Origin of the sequence: Sphingobacterium sp. LRF_L2 (assembly GCF_965644235.1) — a bacterium.
Lineage (GTDB): Bacteria > Bacteroidota > Bacteroidia > Sphingobacteriales > Sphingobacteriaceae > Sphingobacterium.
Genome location: NZ_CBFFRI010000001.1, coordinates 68,614 through 87,168 on the forward strand (window position 1 = coordinate 68,614; position 18,555 = coordinate 87,168).

Here is an 18,555-nt window from a genome sequence, read left to right on the forward strand (position 1 = left end):
CCTACATTACCTGAACAATATCCAACAATTTACCATAGTTACTGACCGTATCGAATTTCACGACACCGCCACTGATCTCCTTGAAGTGTTCCTGAGCGCAATGAATCTTAAGTTTTTCGATTTCGCGCAAATCCATCTCCGAATCAGAACCTTTTGTTTCGGCGACAAAATAGATATGGCGTACTTTGTCTTTGTCAAATACGATAGCCCAGTCCGGACTGTAATTAGCTACTGGCGTCGAGATATAAAAACTCTTAGGCAATTTAGCATACACAACTACTTCTACACTATTCTCCAAAGCTTCTGCAAAATCAGCTTCTATTTTAGAGTCCGAAGTCAAGTAATCATAAATGTGTTTCTTCAAAAGATCCGAATTACGCAAAGCAGATTTATCATTGGTAAATACCGTCTTGGCATCGTGCCTATCTTCCAGCTTGTGGTATACTATATTATTGATAATGAGTTTGGCTTTTGCCTCATTGATCAATTTACTGCATTTCGCAATGAATTCTTCCGGGTTTCGGCGTAGCATCAGAAACTTTTCCTCGTGGATAGATTTTAGGGTATCCACGATGGTCCGCCGCGTTAGATTTGTTTTTTGCTCGATCTCGCCAACAATGTCATACAATGTGTTTGTATAAAGGTCATTGTCCAGCTTCATATATTGCCGCTTTGATTCACGGATTAATGCCCCTTGCTGCATTTGTTCTTTTGTACCATCTTCCAATTCTCCGGTTTTCACTTCATACATCCGGGTACTGATGTGCAGGTTGGCATTGATCAGCGTTTTACTTTCGTAAACTAATTTCTCCGTATCAAAGCGAACTTCATAGACAGTTTTGAGATTAATTTTATCCCAAAGTGCCTGAAACTCTTTCTTCTTGAAATTCGGGTTAGTCTGCAAGACGATAGTCTGTCTTTCGTCTTCAGGTTTGAACGGTTCTCCGGTATAGATAGACTGGAGCAATTGGGTAATCGATGCTCGATAAGGCTCCAGTTGCTCTGGCAACGGTACCTTATTCTGTTCAATCAGTTCCCGTCCTTCAGCTGTAAGCTTATCATCCTCATCAATCACATCGTGCTTATAAAGTAGCTTATTGAGCTTTTTACCGTCATCGTCTGTCAATCGCCGTGATTCACCTTGTTCATTGGAGACCAGTTTGCCAACGAAATATTCTATTTCAGCTTTTTGTGGGCGATCAGCCAGCGTAGCTGCGATCTCCGTTTGCAACCCTTTGGCAAAGGCTTCGTAGCTTTCCGAAGCAATGACGGTCAGCTTGTTGATCTCATGTACCTGCTCACCAATGAGTTCAAAGTCCTGGCGCACCCCACCTTTATCCACACACAAACGCATACCCCGTCCTACTTCTTGTCTACGCCTGGTTTGGCTTCCGGTTTCTGCACTCTTTAGAGCGCATATCTGGAATACATTGGGATTGTCCCAACCTTCCTTTAGGGCAGAGTGGGAAAAAATAAAACGCGTGGGTTCCTCAAAACTCAGTAAACGTTCTTTGTCCTTCATGATCAGGTCGTAGGCTGATATATCGTCAGAATCTTCTTTGCCACGTTTTAGTGAAGGATCTATAGATTTTCCCTTCTTATCTATGGAGAAATAGCCCTCATGTATCTTGCCTGCGTCATCACGCTGTAGATAATCAAAATAGCTGGTGGGCATATAGCCTTTATGTACCTGACTTGGATCGGTATCTTTTAGGTAGTCGTTATAATCCTGCTGAAATAAGTCCAAAAAGTCATTACGTACTTTATTGTACTCTTCTTCGAATAGCTTCGCATACTCACCCAGCGCTTTTTCACCAGATTCATCGTATACACGGTATTTTTCCACCGAGTCGATAAAGAATAAGCTCAATACTTTAATTCCCTTGTCGAATAGTTGCTTTTCTTTCTGTAAGTGAGACAGGATAGTTTCGCGAATCTGCACCCGCCGAAAAGCCAATTCGTCTTTGTCGTTCACGATATCTCCCGGATAAATATCCTCGCCATTGACGACTATTTTATTGAGATAGCCGTTGATCTCAGTAATCGTGTGATTCTTATAGACAGGAAGACTCCCAGATAGTTCGTAAAGATTAGCGCCCTCGGCCAATTTTCTGCGAGTTTTTTTCACTCCATCTCCCGAACGCTCTTCAAACTCGACCACCGCAAATGGAGGTTTCGTTGTACTCAAGCTAATTTGTTCAAGATAAAGATATCCCGTAGTCCCGGTCGATCCTTTGAGGTTAATACCTTTGACCTGAATCTTCTTAACCAATTTTTGGTGATAAGCATCCAGCGCATCCAGACGAAATACCTTATTGTATTCAACCTTGTGTGTAGCCGAATAGCGTAAGGTAAATAGCGGATTGAAATCCTGCATGCTTTTCAGTGTTTTCTCACCATCTACGGATTGAGGTTCGTCGATGATCAGGATTGGATTGGTCTGCGCAAGAATTTCTATGGGCCGCCTAGTGCCGAATTGATCTAACTCTCTATAAATTCTATTACCAACATTTTCTTTTAGATTGCCATGAGCATCGTACTGTGGAGAAGAAAAGGCCTGCGTATTGATGATCATAACCGATATACGATTATTTGATGCAAAACTTTCTATATCTTCAGGTATACCGGATTTATAGATAAACGGATTGATCTTATGTCCGTACAGTTCCTGGAAGTGATCTTTTGTCACTTGGAATGATTTATAAACACCTTCCCGAATGGCAATGCTGGGGACGATGACGATAAATTTACTCCAACCGTAATGTTTATGGAGCTCATACATGGTACGGATATACGTATAAGTTTTACCCGTACCCGTTTCCATTTCTATGGTCAGATTATAGCCCAATTTAACACCTTTTGGACGCTCTATAGTTTGGCTTTCGTTCAGTCCCTGTCCCCGTTGAACTTCCTGTATATTCTCAAGAATCTGACTGTCTACTAGCTGAATGCTACTATTTCTATAACCAATATCTTCCAGGACTTCATGATCAAAGGCCGAGGTTTGTATAGCACCACTGGCAGCCTGCTTTGCTTTTCTGATAAGTTCACGGCTCCGCTCTAACGTGAATCGATTTGTTTTCAGCGGTTGCCCTTGAAAACAATCGACCACCGCTTTGACCGCCTGAATCTGAAAGTCCTGTTCTTTAAATTGTAATTTCATCACTGCCAAAAGTTTTCATTTTTCCAGTCTTCGGGAACTCCCATTTCTTTTTCCTGTGCTAATGGACAGGTAGCCATAAGTGTCTTTAGTCTTTCTTTAAAAGAATTTTTCGGACTTATAATATCCAAAATATACTTCATACAACATAGTGAAGCGTATATTTTATAAGGCAGCACTTTCTTATTATGGATGAATGGATTTAAAGGACGATTCGGTAATTTTATATGTGCCGTTAATCTTCGATTCCATAGCCTTCCATGGTGTGCACAAACATTGCGTATATTACTGAACGAGTGCATCCAGCTCTCTAATAATGCGACGTCAGGTAATCCGTAATATTTCGTGATAGCCTTCTTTTCACTTCCAAATTTTAAGTTTCGAAATATTAAGGACAACAAACCAAAGCTACTCACCTCCAGACTCATCCAACATGGCGGTTCTGGTGGATTTGAATATTTATTTTTATAATGTTCAATAAATGTTTCAACACTACGATCCACTTCGTGTTGCAACCGGGTGAAGTCCTTTGCAAATTGTACAGAGTTTCTAAAAATAGAACCATCCAAATGCCAATGACTCCCGTGGCTTATTGCCCACTGATAAATAATCTGCGTACGCATAGATATTTCGATTTTTTCGATGGCGTCTAAAACAAAAAGTCTAAACTGCCGATCAAAAACGTACAGATTGATAATATCTTCAAAACAAACTTCTTGGATAAAAGGATGGTTCGGATCAGTATTATCTTGAAAGGGGAAAGTGTATGCACGAAGTCTATAATAACTGATATTGGATAAATATGAGGCTGCTTTCGCTTCATCTTTAATGATTAATCCTCTATTTTTCAACGTAGTGATTTGATCCAAGACAGGAACAGCTGGTTTAGTATAGTTCATGAATGGAAAGGATTTAGATAAAAAGAGTGGTTATAAAAAGCGAAAACCTGCCCAGGTGCGCTAATCTTACGGGAAGCGTGGCAGGTATTATTACTTGCAAAGGTAAGATTATTTATAATCTTAACAAATAAATTAAAATAAATTTTATTAAAAATTCTTTCCATGGCTTATCCTTTATCAGTCTTAGCGGTAATATAAGCCTGTTCGGGATGATTGATCATATCCGGATATTTATAGATCAGATCCTTATTGGCTATCATACTGGTTAGATATTTACGTTTGAAATAATCCTCTTGTCTATTAAAAAGTCTGGCAATTTCAGTAGCCTTGAATGGTTGTATTGCACACAGCTCTAAAATTATTTCTCTAACCCTTTCAATGTCGTTAACGCGAGCGCCTAGTCGAGCAATTTGCGAAATAATATCATCTACTTCAGTACTACCTCTCTGAATAGGTGGTGTCTTAAGATCATTAACTGGTGTGTTAATGGTTTGGGGTGGTGTCTTAAGACCATCAACTGGTGTGTTAACGATTTGAGATGGTGTCCTAAGACCTTGAGGTGGTGTCCTAAGATCATCAACTGGTCCACTATCTCCTTGAGGTGGTGCACTAACGCTCACAGGTGGTTTACTATCTTCGGTTGCATCTCCGATAATAAAGTTTTTCCCGACAACATAATAGGTAGCTCTACCTTTACCTTTTTGATTTAGTAATTCCTTCAGTCGCATATCTCTAAGATCACCACTGGCTTTGAGAATATCTACACCATTAAGCTGTCGATACGAAGAATTATCTATAGCACCCACTTCTCGGGTGAAGATCAAAGCACGTTTCTGATCTTCATTCAGATAATAGACTTCAAAGGTGGATAACCATTGTACATCATCAACACCTAAGAAATGATGAAGAAGCAAACGTACGGTAAATTGGTTTCGGCCGTGATCACTTTCAAATGTCGGCGGTAACAGATTAGCTTTTTCCATCAAAGCCCTCATCGTACGTATACCCGAACCTTTGGTCTCTGCCAAGTTAGTTTCATGGAATACAGCTGCAATAAAAGGGTTACGACTCTTCGAACCTGGTTCTCCCAAATGATCTTCCGGTTTCAAGGAAAAGCCCGGGTTCTTAATCTCGATGCGGTTGCCATAACGAATAATCTGAATAGGTTGATTCTCACGGTAAGTTCTATGGATTAACGCATTAACAATAGCCTCACGAAGAACACGAGTAGGTAAGCCGATACTTTCGGCTTGCAGTTCCCCCTCTGGTAACACAAAACCTTTAGGCAGGTCATCCGTAATCTGACTAAACACACGTTGTACCATTTCCAATAAGGAACCCCGCATATCAATTGTCGTAAACCTATTCTCAGGATCTTCCATCCATTCATTACCTGGAACTCGTACATAATCCACACGCACCATAGGCAACAGCCGACGATGTGCTATGCGTTTTCCAAAAAGCAATAAACCTGCGTAGGTCAATTGGATTTCTCCTTTTTCTTTTCGGATACACCCCAATGAATAGAGTAAATCTTCGTCATTGTACTGCAGCTCTTCAGCAAAGGCATTTACCTTGCCACGTAACTGCCGATATAAAGCAAGAGCTTCTTCACTGATATCATCCAGAGAAGAACCGCTTACCAAGGCACTATCAAAACTATCTTCTTTATTAAAGAATACAAACAGATCATCATCTGTACAGCGTTGATCTGAAGAACCTATACGACGGTAAGCTCCCTGCGGCAGATTCTCATTTCGAAAATAAGCAGGTTTTTGTCCATCTGGAAGTTCAGGTACGTACGCAACGATGACGTTTTTTCCATTTACGGATTCGACCTGTATAATGGGACGAATAGGTTGATTGAACATCGATGCACACTGGGTGCCTAAATCCAGCTGTATTTTATCTGACTGCTCGACACCCGAAGCATAGTAAGTAGGGAATAAGGATAACGCCTCCTGTTCTACACCCAGCAAAATATAACCACCTCCCAAACCTGGTTCGTTGGAAAAGGCACATACGCTTTCCAATATCGAACGATCAATAGCACTTCCACGTTTAGCTTCTATCCAATTACACTCATCCGTATAATTGAGCTGTTGAATTAATTCTGCTGCACTCTTCATTAGATCACTTTCATTTCAGTTTCTGGACTCAATTGCTTCAACAATTGCTTGACATTGACCTTCGCTGTGTCATCTTTAAATCCATTATCCCTAAAGACAACACGTAAAGGTTTATCTTTCGCGATTTCTTTGGCAAAGGCTTCGTCAAGGCCTTTATCGAAACACGCGTACAGTGAATTTTCAGCAACACAAAAGACTTCCTTTCCTACAATTTCTAAGCGTTCAATCTTCAAACTCAATGGAAGTCCCCAGTCGAGCATGACCTGTGCTAAAAGGTCATCAGCTGTCCGGTCAGATTTCACATTATCCGCAAACAGATCCAGATTAGCTTGTGCATATTCCTGTGGTTTATAATACACATCCTGCATATTGCTGTCATCCAACCTGTACACTCGAAAACCGTAGTCAATATCTGCTCCGGTTTCTTCTTTGATCTTTTTGGCAGCACGACGGATACGTTCTTTGCCTATTTCACAGATGTTTTCAGGTTTATTTAGCTCTTTTAGTAATTGAATACTACGAACAACAGTTTTTTTTGCTCCTCCGGCACTAAGCTTAATAGTTTCATTTAGATCCTCAGGAATTTGAACTAAAATAAACCTACAGGAATGTCTATTAATAGAATTTAGTTTGAAAACACATTCCCCCGTTGTTCCTGAACCAGAAAAGAAATCTAAAACTATGTCATTTTCTTTTACCCCAACCGAATTCATCAAATTTGTAAGTATATCGACATTTTTAGGGTTAGTAAACACTTCGTCTCCAAACAGACTCCTTAAAACCTTGGATGCAATCCTACCGTCTTTAAATACTACACTTGAAATACTTTTATATTCCGTGTTGTTTAAATAAGTTTTAAGACAAGGTACAGTAGTTTCATCTTTTCCAAAATGAACTAAATTTTTAGATATTAATTCTTCAAGCTTATACTGAGGGCAAAACCATCCTCTAGAAGGAGATTTTACAATTTTATTTGTCACTGGGTGATATACATCATAAACATATTGTCCAAAATTGGGTCCAGAAATATTATCCGGAAAATAGACCCCATTCTCATCCATCCAGCTGTAATGTTTATTTGAAGATATAGGATTAGATTCAGGGAATTGTTTATACCATTTTAATCCTTCTTTATGAATAGCATCCCAATCATTTCCGTGAATTTTTTGAAAACTATCAAATGCTTTATAAATTTCTTCTAAACCTTCCTTTTTCTCTTTCCAATCTCCTTTATTAACATTCTTATTTTTAACATAACATACTATATATTCATGCTGAACCGATATATAATCTTGATCATTTCTACTACTATTCTTCCAAACAATTTCTCCACTAAAATTATTTTCTCCAAAAATTTCATCACACATCTTCCTAAGATTAGTTTGCTCATTCTCATCTATAGAAATAAAAATTACACCGTCCTCTTTCAGAAGATTTCGAGCCAATTTCAGTCTCGGGTACATCATACTTAGCCAGTCAGAATGGTACCGACCCGCTGTTTCCGGATTAACGACCAAGCGCTGATTGTACTCATCCTTCTGACCACTTTCAAGAAGCTCTTCCTGATTATCTTTCGCAAAATTGTCTTTATAGACAAAGTCTTTGCCTGTATTGTATGGAGGATCAATATAGATCATCTTGATCTTTCCTAGGTAACTTTCTTGTAAAAGTTTAAGCACTTCGAGATTATCGCCCTCTATGTAGATGTTTTCCGTATTATCAAAATCCACTGAATCTTCACGAACAGGCCGAAGTGTCTTCGTTGTGGGCAAGTTTGCGGTTACAATGGCTTCTTTCTTGCCTGGCCATTCCAGTCGATAGCGCTCTTTGTTGCCTTCGACTAAGGCATGGCTTAACTCTTGTCTTAGTAAATCAAAGTCTATAGCCTTACCTGCATCACTCTCCGTCACGCAGTTCGGAAATAATCCAGCCAACTTTTCTATATTTTGATTCACCAAATCCGGTGATTGCATATCCAATTTGTCTACACTCATTTCGCTATTCTATTTAGGTTATTTAATCGTCTTCAATGCCAGTTCCAACGCTTCCTTTTGGTGTGATTCAGCTTCCACTGTTTTAAGAACCCGATCCGCCAGCCACAAGGTCAACAGCTCCCGCTCCGAAACCCGGAAAATATTCGCAATTTTTGTGAGGTCCTCTTTCCTAAAAAAGCGGTCGCCACGCTCCATCTTGCTCAATAAAGCTGTATCGATATCCAACTGAGCAGCAAGCTGTCGGATCAAGATATTGTTCGCTTCACGTAGTTCCCGGATCTTTTCTCCAATCATGATCTTATTGTTTGAAATTTGACTTGACAATTATTGGCCAATATAAGGGTTTTTGCCTATATTTAAAACAAATTTGAAGGTGTATATAGATAAGAATCTAAATTATGGAAGCATTAAAATATGAAAACTTGGCGAGGTCACTATTTCAGACCGGAAGAGGAGATGACCCATTAGGAGTTTTAGCAGAGGCATCAGAATGGGACGACTTACTATCGAAAACATTCTCGCCAAGAAATCAAGCTATGGTTTGGTGCTTATTGTGCCGGTTGAGAAATGCTTACTTAGACGGTAATACTGATCAAAGAGGAAATTTTTTAAAGACCTATAAGCAAGAAGAAAAAATATGGAAAGCCAAATCAAATGACGAACTAATCAAAGTTTTGGAATGGGCAAATTCGATTGCTGAAGAATTGCAAATATCAGAATTCCCTTATATCTCTTACCGGCCTACAAATATAAAATAATGAAAGTTTTAGCCATTTGTATTGGTGTCGATAATGCAGGCAACTTCACTAAGTTAGATAATGCAATCAATGATGCTACTTCCATTAATGAAGTTTTCAAATCATTTGACTATGATACCCGTTTGTATCAAGACATTTCAATGAACGAGTGGATAGCCCTATCACAAGAATTAAATACTAATCTTAAAAATTATGATGCTTTCATTTTTTTTTATGCTGGACATGGTATCGAAGTGGCAGGAGAAAACTACTTAACATTTCAAGAGACGTGTCAAGATCAAGAAGGAAAAGCTTATTATGATAGGTATTCAATTAAATTATCAGAAATTCTAGAGTTAGAAAAAACAAATTTAGGAATCACAAAAATCATTATTGTTGATGCATGTAGAGACAATCCTAGGGGTGTTAGAGGAATCCAAGCTCAAGAGTTTGCTCCAATTGCAACACCAAGAGGAACTCTGATTGCATTTTCTACTACAAGTGGAGAGAAGGCTGCGGATGGTGGATTTGAAAAAAACAGCGCTTATACGGGTACTTTGGTTCAACACCTTAAATCTAATACAAGCATACAGGCGGAATCGTTATTTAAGAAGGTCCGTCAGTCTGTATACTCTTTGACTCAAGGAAAAAAAGTAACATGGGAACACACCTCATTAATAAATGAGTTTTTTTTTCAGAAGCCATTGCCCATAGAAGTTGATTTTGGATATCCAAATATGTATATAAATGATAGCTCTTATGATTATTCAGATCAGCAAATTCAAGATGTAATCATTTTATTTAAAACAGCAGACTGGTATAGTCAAAGAGATGCTATAGAAGCTTTTTTATTAATTCAAGCCCAACGTTTACTCCCGAATGAGAAATTTATTATTGGTCGTTGGCTAGTTCGCGCTTATTCAAACGGTACTTTTAAGGCTAAAAATATTCTTGACGAAAATATAGTAACGTTTCTGGTGTCATATAGAGAGGTAGATAACAAGAATCACCTCCTTAATGGCATGTTATTCGAATTGTATTTCAATGAATTTGGTCAATTCAGGTTTGCTAGTGAAAACATTGATGTTTCAAACATTTTAATTGAGCTACGAAACAACAAACTATTTGATCAGAGTTTCCAATATCTTAATGGACTATTGATGTCTTATAGCGATAAACTTCTTTATTATCCGATTACCAGCAACAACAATCTACCTGTCTCCTTAGATGTCCTTGCTGAAGAAGAGGAACATTGGCTAGAAGGTAAACAACAAATAATTTATTCAATTAACAGTCAAGCCAAGGATATTACTGAAGGAGTTATAGCAATCATTGGAAGTTCTATAGGCTCTAAAATTCAATTTGAAAAATTACTGACCACATTTAATATACCCCAAAACTTAATTATGCTTAACAGCAATATTCCATTACACGAAATTGAAATTAGAAGAAAAGTAGAAGGATTGGATATACAAGATAATTGGGATTTTTAGTCGATTATCTTCTAGGAGTTTAAAAACGATGAAAATTATAGAAGTAAAAGACATATTAACCCCTAGTCAACTAGTCGCTGAAATAAATTACAAATTCATATCTCAATTATATATAGCACTTTAGATTTTATTGTTATAATACAGCAACTCTTTCTATTACGTTTGTTTATGACACAACAGTATGAAGGGAAGGAAATAAGGCATTCGTCGTCCTCCTTCAGCAAGTATGTCGCCCAATCCAAATAGACCCTATCCATGAGTACTCAATTCCAAAAGCATTGGGATAGCGTCTATTTGCCCTTCGGGTGCTGCGCAGATTGTCACCATCCTTGCAGTTCAGTTCGTTCTCCTCATAGGCGGCTACTTTGTCTGGCGTGGAGCTGTATTCCATTGCATTCCATGTAGCACCACGCCATCCACCGCCGCCTCGAGTTTGGCTCGCCTGCAGGTCGCTCGGGCTGCGGTGGCCATAGGCAGCCCAACGCACAAGTCGCAGGCGGCTCGCGAAGCTTGGTAGCTGGTCTGCAATCCGCTACGCTCATTGCAGCCAGCTACCAGCCGTTAGCAGAAGAAATAAGCTCTTTGATAAAAAAGCAGCTAATAAATATTAACGGGCCATAAAAATCAAAAAAGCAAAGTAAGATAATGCAGGATGGCTAAACAGCAGGGTCAAGGATAGCTTTTCGGAGAAATCTCCACCCTCCGCTGTCGGATCGTATTCCCCAGAAAAACCTTGCTTTATTAGGCAGCAAGTCATTGAAAGACCACTTTCTTTTTTTCTCTTTTTTCTTTTGAAAACAATTCAAAATCACTCATATTAGTGAGTAAAAAACAAATTATTTAAACAGGTAAAGTTTTCTATTTCATCGATATTGGCTTATAATGATATGTATCAGACACCTCTGAACCAGCGAATGGCATCACTATGAAAAATGCACCATCTACCGAGCGTTGAACTACAATTAAATCGCCTTTTTCACTTATTGATAAAGCACTAATTTGAGATTCAAAGCCATTCACCACACCGTAATTATTCCAAAGCCAGAATTTAGGTTTAATTTTAAAGAATGAACCTACCTTATTATATTTTTTAGTTCTTTCTTGGATAATTTCTCCAGAAGCATTCAGTAATTTGATATTCATTTTGTTTGCTGAAACTATTTCGATCTTCACTTGATAGTCGATCCAATCGACTCCATCTATTTTGAACTTAGGATCAAAATTTATCCACAGCATATCATAACTAAAAGGGGTATTTTGCGTAGAGTCTATAACTCTATTACCAACATAAAATGCTGGGTTGCTAAAAACGTATTCTCTGTTAGACTGTAAAGTCTTGAGAGGTATTTCTTTTTCAGTATTGTTAAGATCGATGTCAGACAGTGAGGCGCATGATCCACAAAACAATATTATCGCTAAAACAAATGAAAAGCCAATAAAATAATTAAAAAATAGTTTATACATCATGCACTTAAAATGCTTGAATTTAAGATATTGACATCTTAACTTGATCAGTTAAAAAAAGCCCGTCAATCGCCGAACTTTCTAATGAATAAAGCGATCACAACTTTATTTTTTCCTTTTCACCAAATCTGTGAGCAATAAAGATACAAAAAACTAACTGCCGCGTCAACAATCGCCAGTATGACGGTGCTAAAAATATCGCGTATGAGCAATCATCGAAAAATCCCCATCAACAGACCTCCGCAAGTTCCCATACCTACTGCTGATCTATTCATCAGGTGCCCCCTTTGAGCATTCCGGCTTATCTTTGTCATCTACCGTAATCTGGCTAATGGCAGACAACACACCATCTATCACAGTCAAATAACCACCGATGGTTACCACGGCAACTGGAGGCACTACAGGAACTTGTACAATAGCATCACCAACGGCAGCCACGATCAAACCGATACTACGCAGCTCCTTGAAAAATTTGGGTGTAGGCGTTTGAGCTCTTTCCAATACATCCATTCTTTCTCCTTTCTTTCAATAATCAAAACCACTTCCTGTCCCTAATCCAAAGCGGGGTAAACAGCCTTTTCAGCTTTTCGAATGCTTCTATGGATCTTATTCCTTTACCATCCACAGGTCAGCTCGCTAACAGGCTCAATACATCACAGAGCTTTTGTAAGAGAACCTTATGTTTTCCAATAAACTCTTCATATTCCATAATGTTATTTGTATTTTGGGATATGAATGATAATCAATTATGTGGCTTTCTCTTTTCTGCCGTTGCTATAACTATTGGCTTCGTGGGAGACAAATTAAATATGGACAAATATTGGCGATATCGATTTATAGCATTTGGTTTATTTATTGCAGCCTTAGTGTTGTATGATTATTTTATCAATTAGACTAACTATTGGAGAAGTAAGTACCGCCAGCTCCCCCCTACATATTTTTTAAAGACTCTAATTCACGAATAGTCTTTAACACAACAGCAGAAATAGCGGGCACTATTGGTATTGTAAAAATTGCCTAACATGGTAACGACGAGCAACAAGTTTACAAACCTTATTACTCATTCTTTCTTCTGTTTTTGCAATCCTTTAACAATTTGCGTTTTGCAATAAAGCTGTTCGAAGGGTTGTATATCTTTAGCAAACGTTTCTGCAATTGCAGCAAGATCAATTATTGAAGAATACCTAAAAATTTCAAAGCCCAATTCCATTCTTTGTAAAAAAGTCTACTTTTCTTATAGACTATATGTATATTTGGCTCAAAGAAGCCCAAACATTACATTGATTCACGAGAAAAACGACATATCAGTTGACATCGCATTGCTAGACCGTATACGCGAAAACGATACCTCGGCATACACTGCCTTGTTTAAGAAATATTGGAGGCCACTCTATCAAGCGGCTTTCCAGGTGCTACGTGATGAACATCGATGTGAAGATATCATCCAAGAAGTATTTATGCAATTGTGGGATAAGCGTCAAGATCTTCATATAGAAAAATCCTTAAATGCCTACTTATATGCTATCGTAAGGCATAAAGTATTTTTTGAAATCACAAAAAATAAATCCCGAAAAGAAGTTTTTGAAAATCTTCCAGAGAGATTATCGTTAGATACACCAGATCGTAACGTAGAGTACAGCGAGACTGTAGAAACTATAAATGGTCTTATTGCGCAACTACCACAACGCTGCAAGGAAGTCTATATATTGAGCAGAGAAAAGGCTATGAGCCATAAGCAGATAGCCGAGAAATTAGGCATATCCACAAAGACAGTGGAGAATCAATTGACAAAAGCCCTGAAGCCCATCCGGTTCTTGATGAAGAATTTTTTGATTATAGTTCCGGCACTCCTTCTCCAAATCTCCTGTTAGTAGTTCAAAAACGGTAAACGATCCATTTTTATTTTTTACAAAAAAAATCTACTAATACCATAGGGGATATCTTCTATTTTATATACTTATAAGATAACAAACAAAAAGACTGTGGATAAACAAGCGTTCATTTCGCTTTTAAAGAAATATTTGAATAGAGATGCCTCTCCCGAAGAAGAGGAAATCCTCAACCGTTATTACGAGAGTTTTCAGACGGAAGCACCAATATATCACCCGGATATGGAAGTGGAAGAACGTTTATTGAAACGTATCGTACCCTATTCCGGGAGACGCGTAAGCAATATTCTTCGATGGAGAATAGCGGGCGTGGCAGCTTTATTCTTGGCGTTGATCGCGGCAACGATTTATCAATCTGATCGAAAAGTAAAGGAAGTACAGAATGATATCAATTGGACCGAGATCTCTACAAAAGCCGGTCAGCGAAAAAATATCATACTCCCAGATGGCACTCAAATTCAGATGAATGCCGAAAGTAAACTTTATTATCCAACAAATTTCAATCAGATGAAACGCATAGTAAAAATTGAAGGAGAAGTTTTCTTAGATGTAGCACATAATAAAACAAAGCCCTTTTCAGTCGTGACGGAACGTATGACAATCCAAGTTGTAGGTACGAAATTTAATGTAAGAGACTACCAAGAAGAAGGATATACACAGACCACACTGATTGAGGGACGCATTGCCGTAGATATACCTGCCGCAAAACAATCATTGTCACTTTTTCCTAGCCAGAAACTTACTGTTGCAGATACACACAGCAACGCCCAAGAGCCCCCACAAACTACATTCCCACAAGATGCTGTCGTAAGCGGAGGACCGCAAGAGATAATCATGGAAAAGACAGATACGTTTGTAGAAACGTCCTGGGTGAGGAACGTACTTTCTTTCGAGAAAACCACGTTTAGCGAACTGGCCAGAGAACTAGAGCGATGGTATGATGTAGATGTTGTTTTTGATGATCCCATGATGCGCTACTGGCATTTTACAGCAACATTAAAAGCAAACGATGGTATTAACAACGTGCTTAAGGCATTAAGCATGAGCAGAAAGTTTCAGTTTAAGAAAGAAGGGAGGGTAATCAGGATTCAATAGTTATAGGCGATATCATATCGCCAAGAGAAGAGAAGAAGGGCGCTCGTTCCGGGCGCCCGATTAATCGTATTTCAACGGAGACCAGTATCAGGTGGAAGCGAGCCTGGTCATCCATCTTACACTTTTAAATCAATTCAAAAGTATGGAAAAAAAGCGAGGGAGAGGTCCTAATCGACCTACTTTCATTAGCAATCATTATTTTATGGTTATCAAATTAACTTGTACACTGCTTGTTGTTAGCTTATTTCAGGTATCAGCAGCTGTTTATTCACAGAACACCGAGATCAATCTTCGTTTTGAAAAAGCTAAGATCACGACTGTAATTAAAGCAATTGAGCGACAGCTTCATTTTAATTACCGTTTCGTGTACAATGCCGATGAATTTCCATCGGAATATCGTGTCTCTATCAATGCGGTCAATATACCCCTATCAGAAGCCTTGAACGAGTTGTTAAAAGGCACAGGATACCAGCACCGTCTTTCAGGAGATGAACTTATCGTGCTCTCCCCTATCGGCAAGGAAACTCCACAAAATCGTGAGGTTACCGGAAAGGTAACCGATAAAAATGGAGCCCCCTTAGCAGGAGTAAGTGTGCTGGTGAAAGGTACAACAAATGGAACAACCACAGACCCAGAAGGCCATTACCGCTTGGAAGCACTTGAGCACACTACGCTTGAATTCTCTTATTTAGGTTACTTAAGTAAGGAAGTAATTGTTGGTAATCAATCAACAATCGATATTTTCTTGGAAGCTAGCGATAATAGTTTGGATGAGGTCGTTATTGTAGGTTACGGTAGTCAACGTCGAAGAGACATCATCGGCGCAGTATCCTCCATCAACACAGAACAGGTTCAAGAAAAACCAGTCCACCGGGTAGAGCAGGCACTTATTGGACAACTACCTGGGGTACAAGTACGCCAACAAACATCCATTCCGGGGCAAGGACTAAGTATCCTGGTACGAGGCTCAGGCTCTATTAATGCTGGTAACGATCCACTATATGTCATCGACGGTTTTCCTTTGGATGTTGTAGGGCAAAGTGCCAATGGAAGTTACGGCGCACATCCATTAAGTAACCTGAATCCCGCGGATATTGAGAGCATACAGGTATTAAAGGATGCAGCAGCTGGTGCAATCTACGGCTCACGGGCAGCGAATGGCGTAGTCATTGTGACCACCAAAAAGGGAAAAACTGGCACAGCAAGTATTAGCTTGAATGCGAATACAGGCGTAAGTCAGGTAGCCCGAAAATTAGACTTACTCAGTGCAGAAGAATGGGTAGAAGTTGCCAGCGAAATGGCCGATATCAATTGGGTAAGATCAGGCACGGGCAGAACAGCTGACCAGACAAATGATCAGAGACGGAGTATATTGGGACTCGCTGAGGGTGAATATAATATTTCCTATATGGCCGATGAACGATGGTCGCAAGAAGGGCATCCGGGACTTCAATATGTCGATTGGCAGGATGCGGTTTACAGGAATGGTTTGTTTCAAAATTATAGCCTATCTGCTAATGGCGCCAGTCAAAATACCAACTATTTTATTTCCGGTAATTACCTAAACCAACAGGGAACGCTCATCAATACAGATTACAAAAATTACGGACTTCGGGCCAATGTGGAAACAAAAGCCAAAGATCGTTTGAAATTAGGAATCAACCTTGCCCCATCATACTCGGAGAGTAATACCCCAACGCAGGAAGGGAAAGACACCCCTATTATGAATATGGCATTGATGGCCCCTGTTGTAGAGGCGGATGCTGGTCTAAATACGGGCGCCGGAGAATTCAGCACATACAAATGGTCAAGTGATCGTCTAGTTAGTCCTTATGCTGTCCTCAACAACACTATCGGATTAACAAAGAATACACGTATTCTGGGTACTGCTTATGCTGAGTATGAGCTATTCCCTGGTGCTTCTGTCCGTACTTCAGTCAATTACGATGATATCAACGAACAGTATAAATACTATGTTTCCGATTATGTCGCAGTCGGTGGAGCAGCAGCAAGAGAGACTAATCCAGGACTTAATGCCTCTGGATCTTACGAGGGCTTCCGCAAACAGAATTTCGTCAATGAAAACACTTTACGTTACAGCGGAACATTTAAAGAAAAACATACCTTTTCGGCCATCGCCGGACTTTCCTATAATTGGGTACACCTTGATAATTTTGGATTAAACACCGCAGGCGGTTTTAACAACAATATTGTGAATACACTGAACAACGCGATGACCAACAGTTCAGGAATTACAGTAGAAGGATCAACAACAGAAAACACCAATACTTTGTTTTCGTACTACGGACGCGTGCAATACGATTACGATAATCGCTACCTCTTGTCTGGAACATTGAGAAGAGACGGATCTTCCAAATTTGGCGCAAATTACAAGTGGGGTACATTCCCATCCCTATCTGTTGGCTGGCGCATTTCCGACGAGAGCTTTTTAAAAAATGTAAAAGCTATTAACGACCTCAAGCTACGTCTCAGCTGGGGAAAATCAGGAAATGACAACATTGGCAACTATAATTTTATCTCGACCCTCTCCTCTTCCACCTACAGTTTTGGAGGTAATTCACCAGTTTCTGCGGCAGGCCAGGTCGCTTCAGGTATCGCAAATCCAAATCTTAAGTGGGAAACTTCCGACACGTATAATTTAGGCTTAGACGTTTATCTGCTGCAGAATAGACTTAGCCTTGTGGTTGATGCCTACACAAAAACGACGAAGGATCTATTATTGAACCTCCCAGTTGTGGGTACAAGTGGTTTTAGTTCTAGCCTACAGAATATCGGGAGTGTCAAAAACAAAGGATTAGAAATAGCTCTTCAATCGGTCAATATAAAAAAAGGCGATTTTGAATGGTCTACTAAAGCCAATATAGCCTTTAACAAAAATGAAGTGATTTCATTAAATGAAGATGCCAGTGCCATCTATATCCCTTCGGCTTACAGCGGTAGCAATGCGCCTTATGTACTCGCACCTGGACTTCCGCTCTATAGTTACTATGTAACTAAGACTCAGGGAATCTTAACACAAGCTGATATAGACGACCCGAATGTAGCGAAAATATCAGGGCAGACCGTGGGCGATACTAAATATCAAGATACCGATGGAAATGGAACAATCACTGCGGATGACAGAGTCATATACGGGCATCCAAATCCTGATTACACTTGGGGAATTACCAATAGTTTCAGATACAAAAACTGGGATTTAAGCGTGCAAGTGTATGGTCAACAAGGTGGAAAAATATTGTCTTATTTCGGTCGTGCTGTAGATTTTTCAGGAAGTACGAGCGCAAATATCTTGGGGCTCTGGAGAGACCGCTGGACAGAAGAGAACCAAAACTATGATGCAAAAAGAGGTAAGTTGGGCGGAAACTATACCGTTCCGAACGTTACTTCAGACTGGATATATTCGAGCGATTTTTGGCGAATCCAAGATATAACCATAGGATATAATTTTGGAAAAAAATCACAGAAATCCTTTTTAAACAATGCCCGTATTTACATATCCCTACAAAATTGGTTTGGACAGGACAAATATGAAGGAGGGGCTAATCCTGAAGCACAGAATTCCAACGTGAGTGGTGATAGCAGTTATTCGATCCCTGGAGACTATGGATCGTTACCGATCAATAAAACGGCCGCTTTCGGACTTAACTTGTCTTTTTAACGAAATAAACAATCAA

Annotated in this window: 13 protein-coding genes; 6 read left to right on the plus strand and 7 right to left on the minus strand. The window is 39.3% G+C overall.

Features of this window, described 5'->3' with window-relative positions:
* Position 1 precedes the first annotated feature (1 nt).
* The 5 genes from ACSZOX_RS00300 to ACSZOX_RS00320 form a co-directional block, all read right to left on the minus strand.
* Positions 2-3,163, minus strand: coding sequence for a type III restriction-modification system endonuclease (locus ACSZOX_RS00300; RefSeq protein WP_437917699.1), 3,162 nt, complete (start codon positions 3,161-3,163; stop codon positions 2-4).
* Positions 3,163-4,059, minus strand: a complete 897-nt coding sequence (locus ACSZOX_RS00305; RefSeq protein WP_437917700.1) for an Abi family protein — start codon at positions 4,057-4,059, stop codon at positions 3,163-3,165. The genes ACSZOX_RS00300 and ACSZOX_RS00305 overlap by 1 nt, the downstream gene beginning before the upstream one ends.
* A 167-nt stretch (positions 4,060-4,226) precedes the next feature.
* Entirely contained in the window at positions 4,227-6,188 is a 1,962-nt protein-coding gene (locus ACSZOX_RS00310) for an ATP-binding protein (RefSeq protein WP_437917701.1), read from the minus strand.
* The gene (locus tag ACSZOX_RS00315; protein WP_437917702.1) at positions 6,188-8,182 is read right to left on the minus strand and encodes a site-specific DNA-methyltransferase; all 1,995 of its coding nucleotides are present in this window, start codon (positions 8,180-8,182) and stop codon (positions 6,188-6,190) included. Before ACSZOX_RS00315 ends, ACSZOX_RS00310 begins: the two co-directional genes overlap by 1 nt.
* Positions 8,183-8,200: 18 nt before the next feature.
* Positions 8,201-8,476, minus strand: a complete 276-nt coding sequence (locus tag ACSZOX_RS00320) for a helix-turn-helix domain-containing protein (protein WP_437917703.1) — start codon at positions 8,474-8,476, stop codon at positions 8,201-8,203.
* 104 nt (positions 8,477-8,580) lie between these two features.
* Between ACSZOX_RS00320 and ACSZOX_RS00325 the strand changes: the two genes are divergently transcribed.
* Positions 8,581-8,940, plus strand: a complete 360-nt coding sequence (locus tag ACSZOX_RS00325) for a hypothetical protein (RefSeq protein ID WP_437917704.1) — start codon at positions 8,581-8,583, stop codon at positions 8,938-8,940.
* Positions 8,940-10,412, plus strand: a complete 1,473-nt coding sequence (locus ACSZOX_RS00330) for a caspase family protein (RefSeq protein WP_437917705.1) — start codon at positions 8,940-8,942, stop codon at positions 10,410-10,412. Before ACSZOX_RS00325 ends, ACSZOX_RS00330 begins: the two co-directional genes overlap by 1 nt.
* 858 nt (positions 10,413-11,270) lie before the next feature.
* Here the strand turns inward: ACSZOX_RS00330 and ACSZOX_RS00335 are convergent.
* Positions 11,271-11,879: a hypothetical protein gene (locus ACSZOX_RS00335; RefSeq protein ID WP_437917706.1), complete on the minus strand. Its 609-nt coding sequence runs from the start codon at positions 11,877-11,879 to the stop codon at positions 11,271-11,273.
* A gap of 264 nt (positions 11,880-12,143) precedes the next feature.
* A complete protein-coding gene (locus ACSZOX_RS00340) occupies positions 12,144-12,386 on the minus strand; it encodes a hypothetical protein (RefSeq protein ID WP_437917707.1) in 243 nt (80 codons plus the stop codon).
* Between the two features lie 200 nt (positions 12,387-12,586).
* Here ACSZOX_RS00340 and ACSZOX_RS00345 point away from each other — a divergent pair, with 200 nt between their 5' ends.
* From ACSZOX_RS00345 to ACSZOX_RS00360, 4 genes are all read left to right on the plus strand, one after another.
* The gene (locus ACSZOX_RS00345; RefSeq protein ID WP_437917708.1) at positions 12,587-12,769 is read left to right on the plus strand and encodes a hypothetical protein; all 183 of its coding nucleotides are present in this window, start codon (positions 12,587-12,589) and stop codon (positions 12,767-12,769) included.
* A 360-nt stretch (positions 12,770-13,129) separates the two neighbouring features.
* On the plus strand, positions 13,130-13,747 hold the full coding sequence (locus ACSZOX_RS00350) for an RNA polymerase sigma-70 factor (protein ID WP_437917709.1): 618 nt from the start codon (positions 13,130-13,132) through the stop codon (positions 13,745-13,747).
* A 111-nt stretch (positions 13,748-13,858) separates the two neighbouring features.
* Positions 13,859-14,860, plus strand: coding sequence for a FecR family protein (locus ACSZOX_RS00355; protein WP_437917710.1), 1,002 nt, complete (start codon positions 13,859-13,861; stop codon positions 14,858-14,860).
* Between the two features lie 142 nt (positions 14,861-15,002).
* Positions 15,003-18,539, plus strand: coding sequence for a TonB-dependent receptor (locus ACSZOX_RS00360; RefSeq protein ID WP_437917711.1), 3,537 nt, complete (start codon positions 15,003-15,005; stop codon positions 18,537-18,539).
* Positions 18,540-18,555: the final 16 nt, after the last annotated feature.

Coding starts and splice junctions, on each gene's coding strand:
- ACSZOX_RS00310 (WP_437917701.1), bottom strand. CDS start 6,188: ATGAAGAGTGCAGCAGAATTAATTCAACAGCTCAATTATACGGATGAG.
- ACSZOX_RS00345 (WP_437917708.1), top strand. CDS start 12,587: ATGTTATTTGTATTTTGGGATATGAATGATAATCAATTATGTGGCTTT.
- ACSZOX_RS00340 (WP_437917707.1), bottom strand. CDS start 12,386: ATGGATGTATTGGAAAGAGCTCAAACGCCTACACCCAAATTTTTCAAG.
- ACSZOX_RS00315 (WP_437917702.1), bottom strand. CDS start 8,182: ATGAGTGTAGACAAATTGGATATGCAATCACCGGATTTGGTGAATCAA.
- ACSZOX_RS00305 (WP_437917700.1), bottom strand. CDS start 4,059: ATGAACTATACTAAACCAGCTGTTCCTGTCTTGGATCAAATCACTACG.
- ACSZOX_RS00360 (WP_437917711.1), top strand. CDS start 15,003: ATGGAAAAAAAGCGAGGGAGAGGTCCTAATCGACCTACTTTCATTAGC.
- ACSZOX_RS00335 (WP_437917706.1), bottom strand. CDS start 11,879: ATGATGTATAAACTATTTTTTAATTATTTTATTGGCTTTTCATTTGTT.
- ACSZOX_RS00330 (WP_437917705.1), top strand. CDS start 8,940: ATGAAAGTTTTAGCCATTTGTATTGGTGTCGATAATGCAGGCAACTTC.
- ACSZOX_RS00320 (WP_437917703.1), bottom strand. CDS start 8,476: ATGATTGGAGAAAAGATCCGGGAACTACGTGAAGCGAACAATATCTTG.
- ACSZOX_RS00325 (WP_437917704.1), top strand. CDS start 8,581: ATGGAAGCATTAAAATATGAAAACTTGGCGAGGTCACTATTTCAGACC.
- ACSZOX_RS00300 (WP_437917699.1), bottom strand. CDS start 3,163: ATGAAATTACAATTTAAAGAACAGGACTTTCAGATTCAGGCGGTCAAA.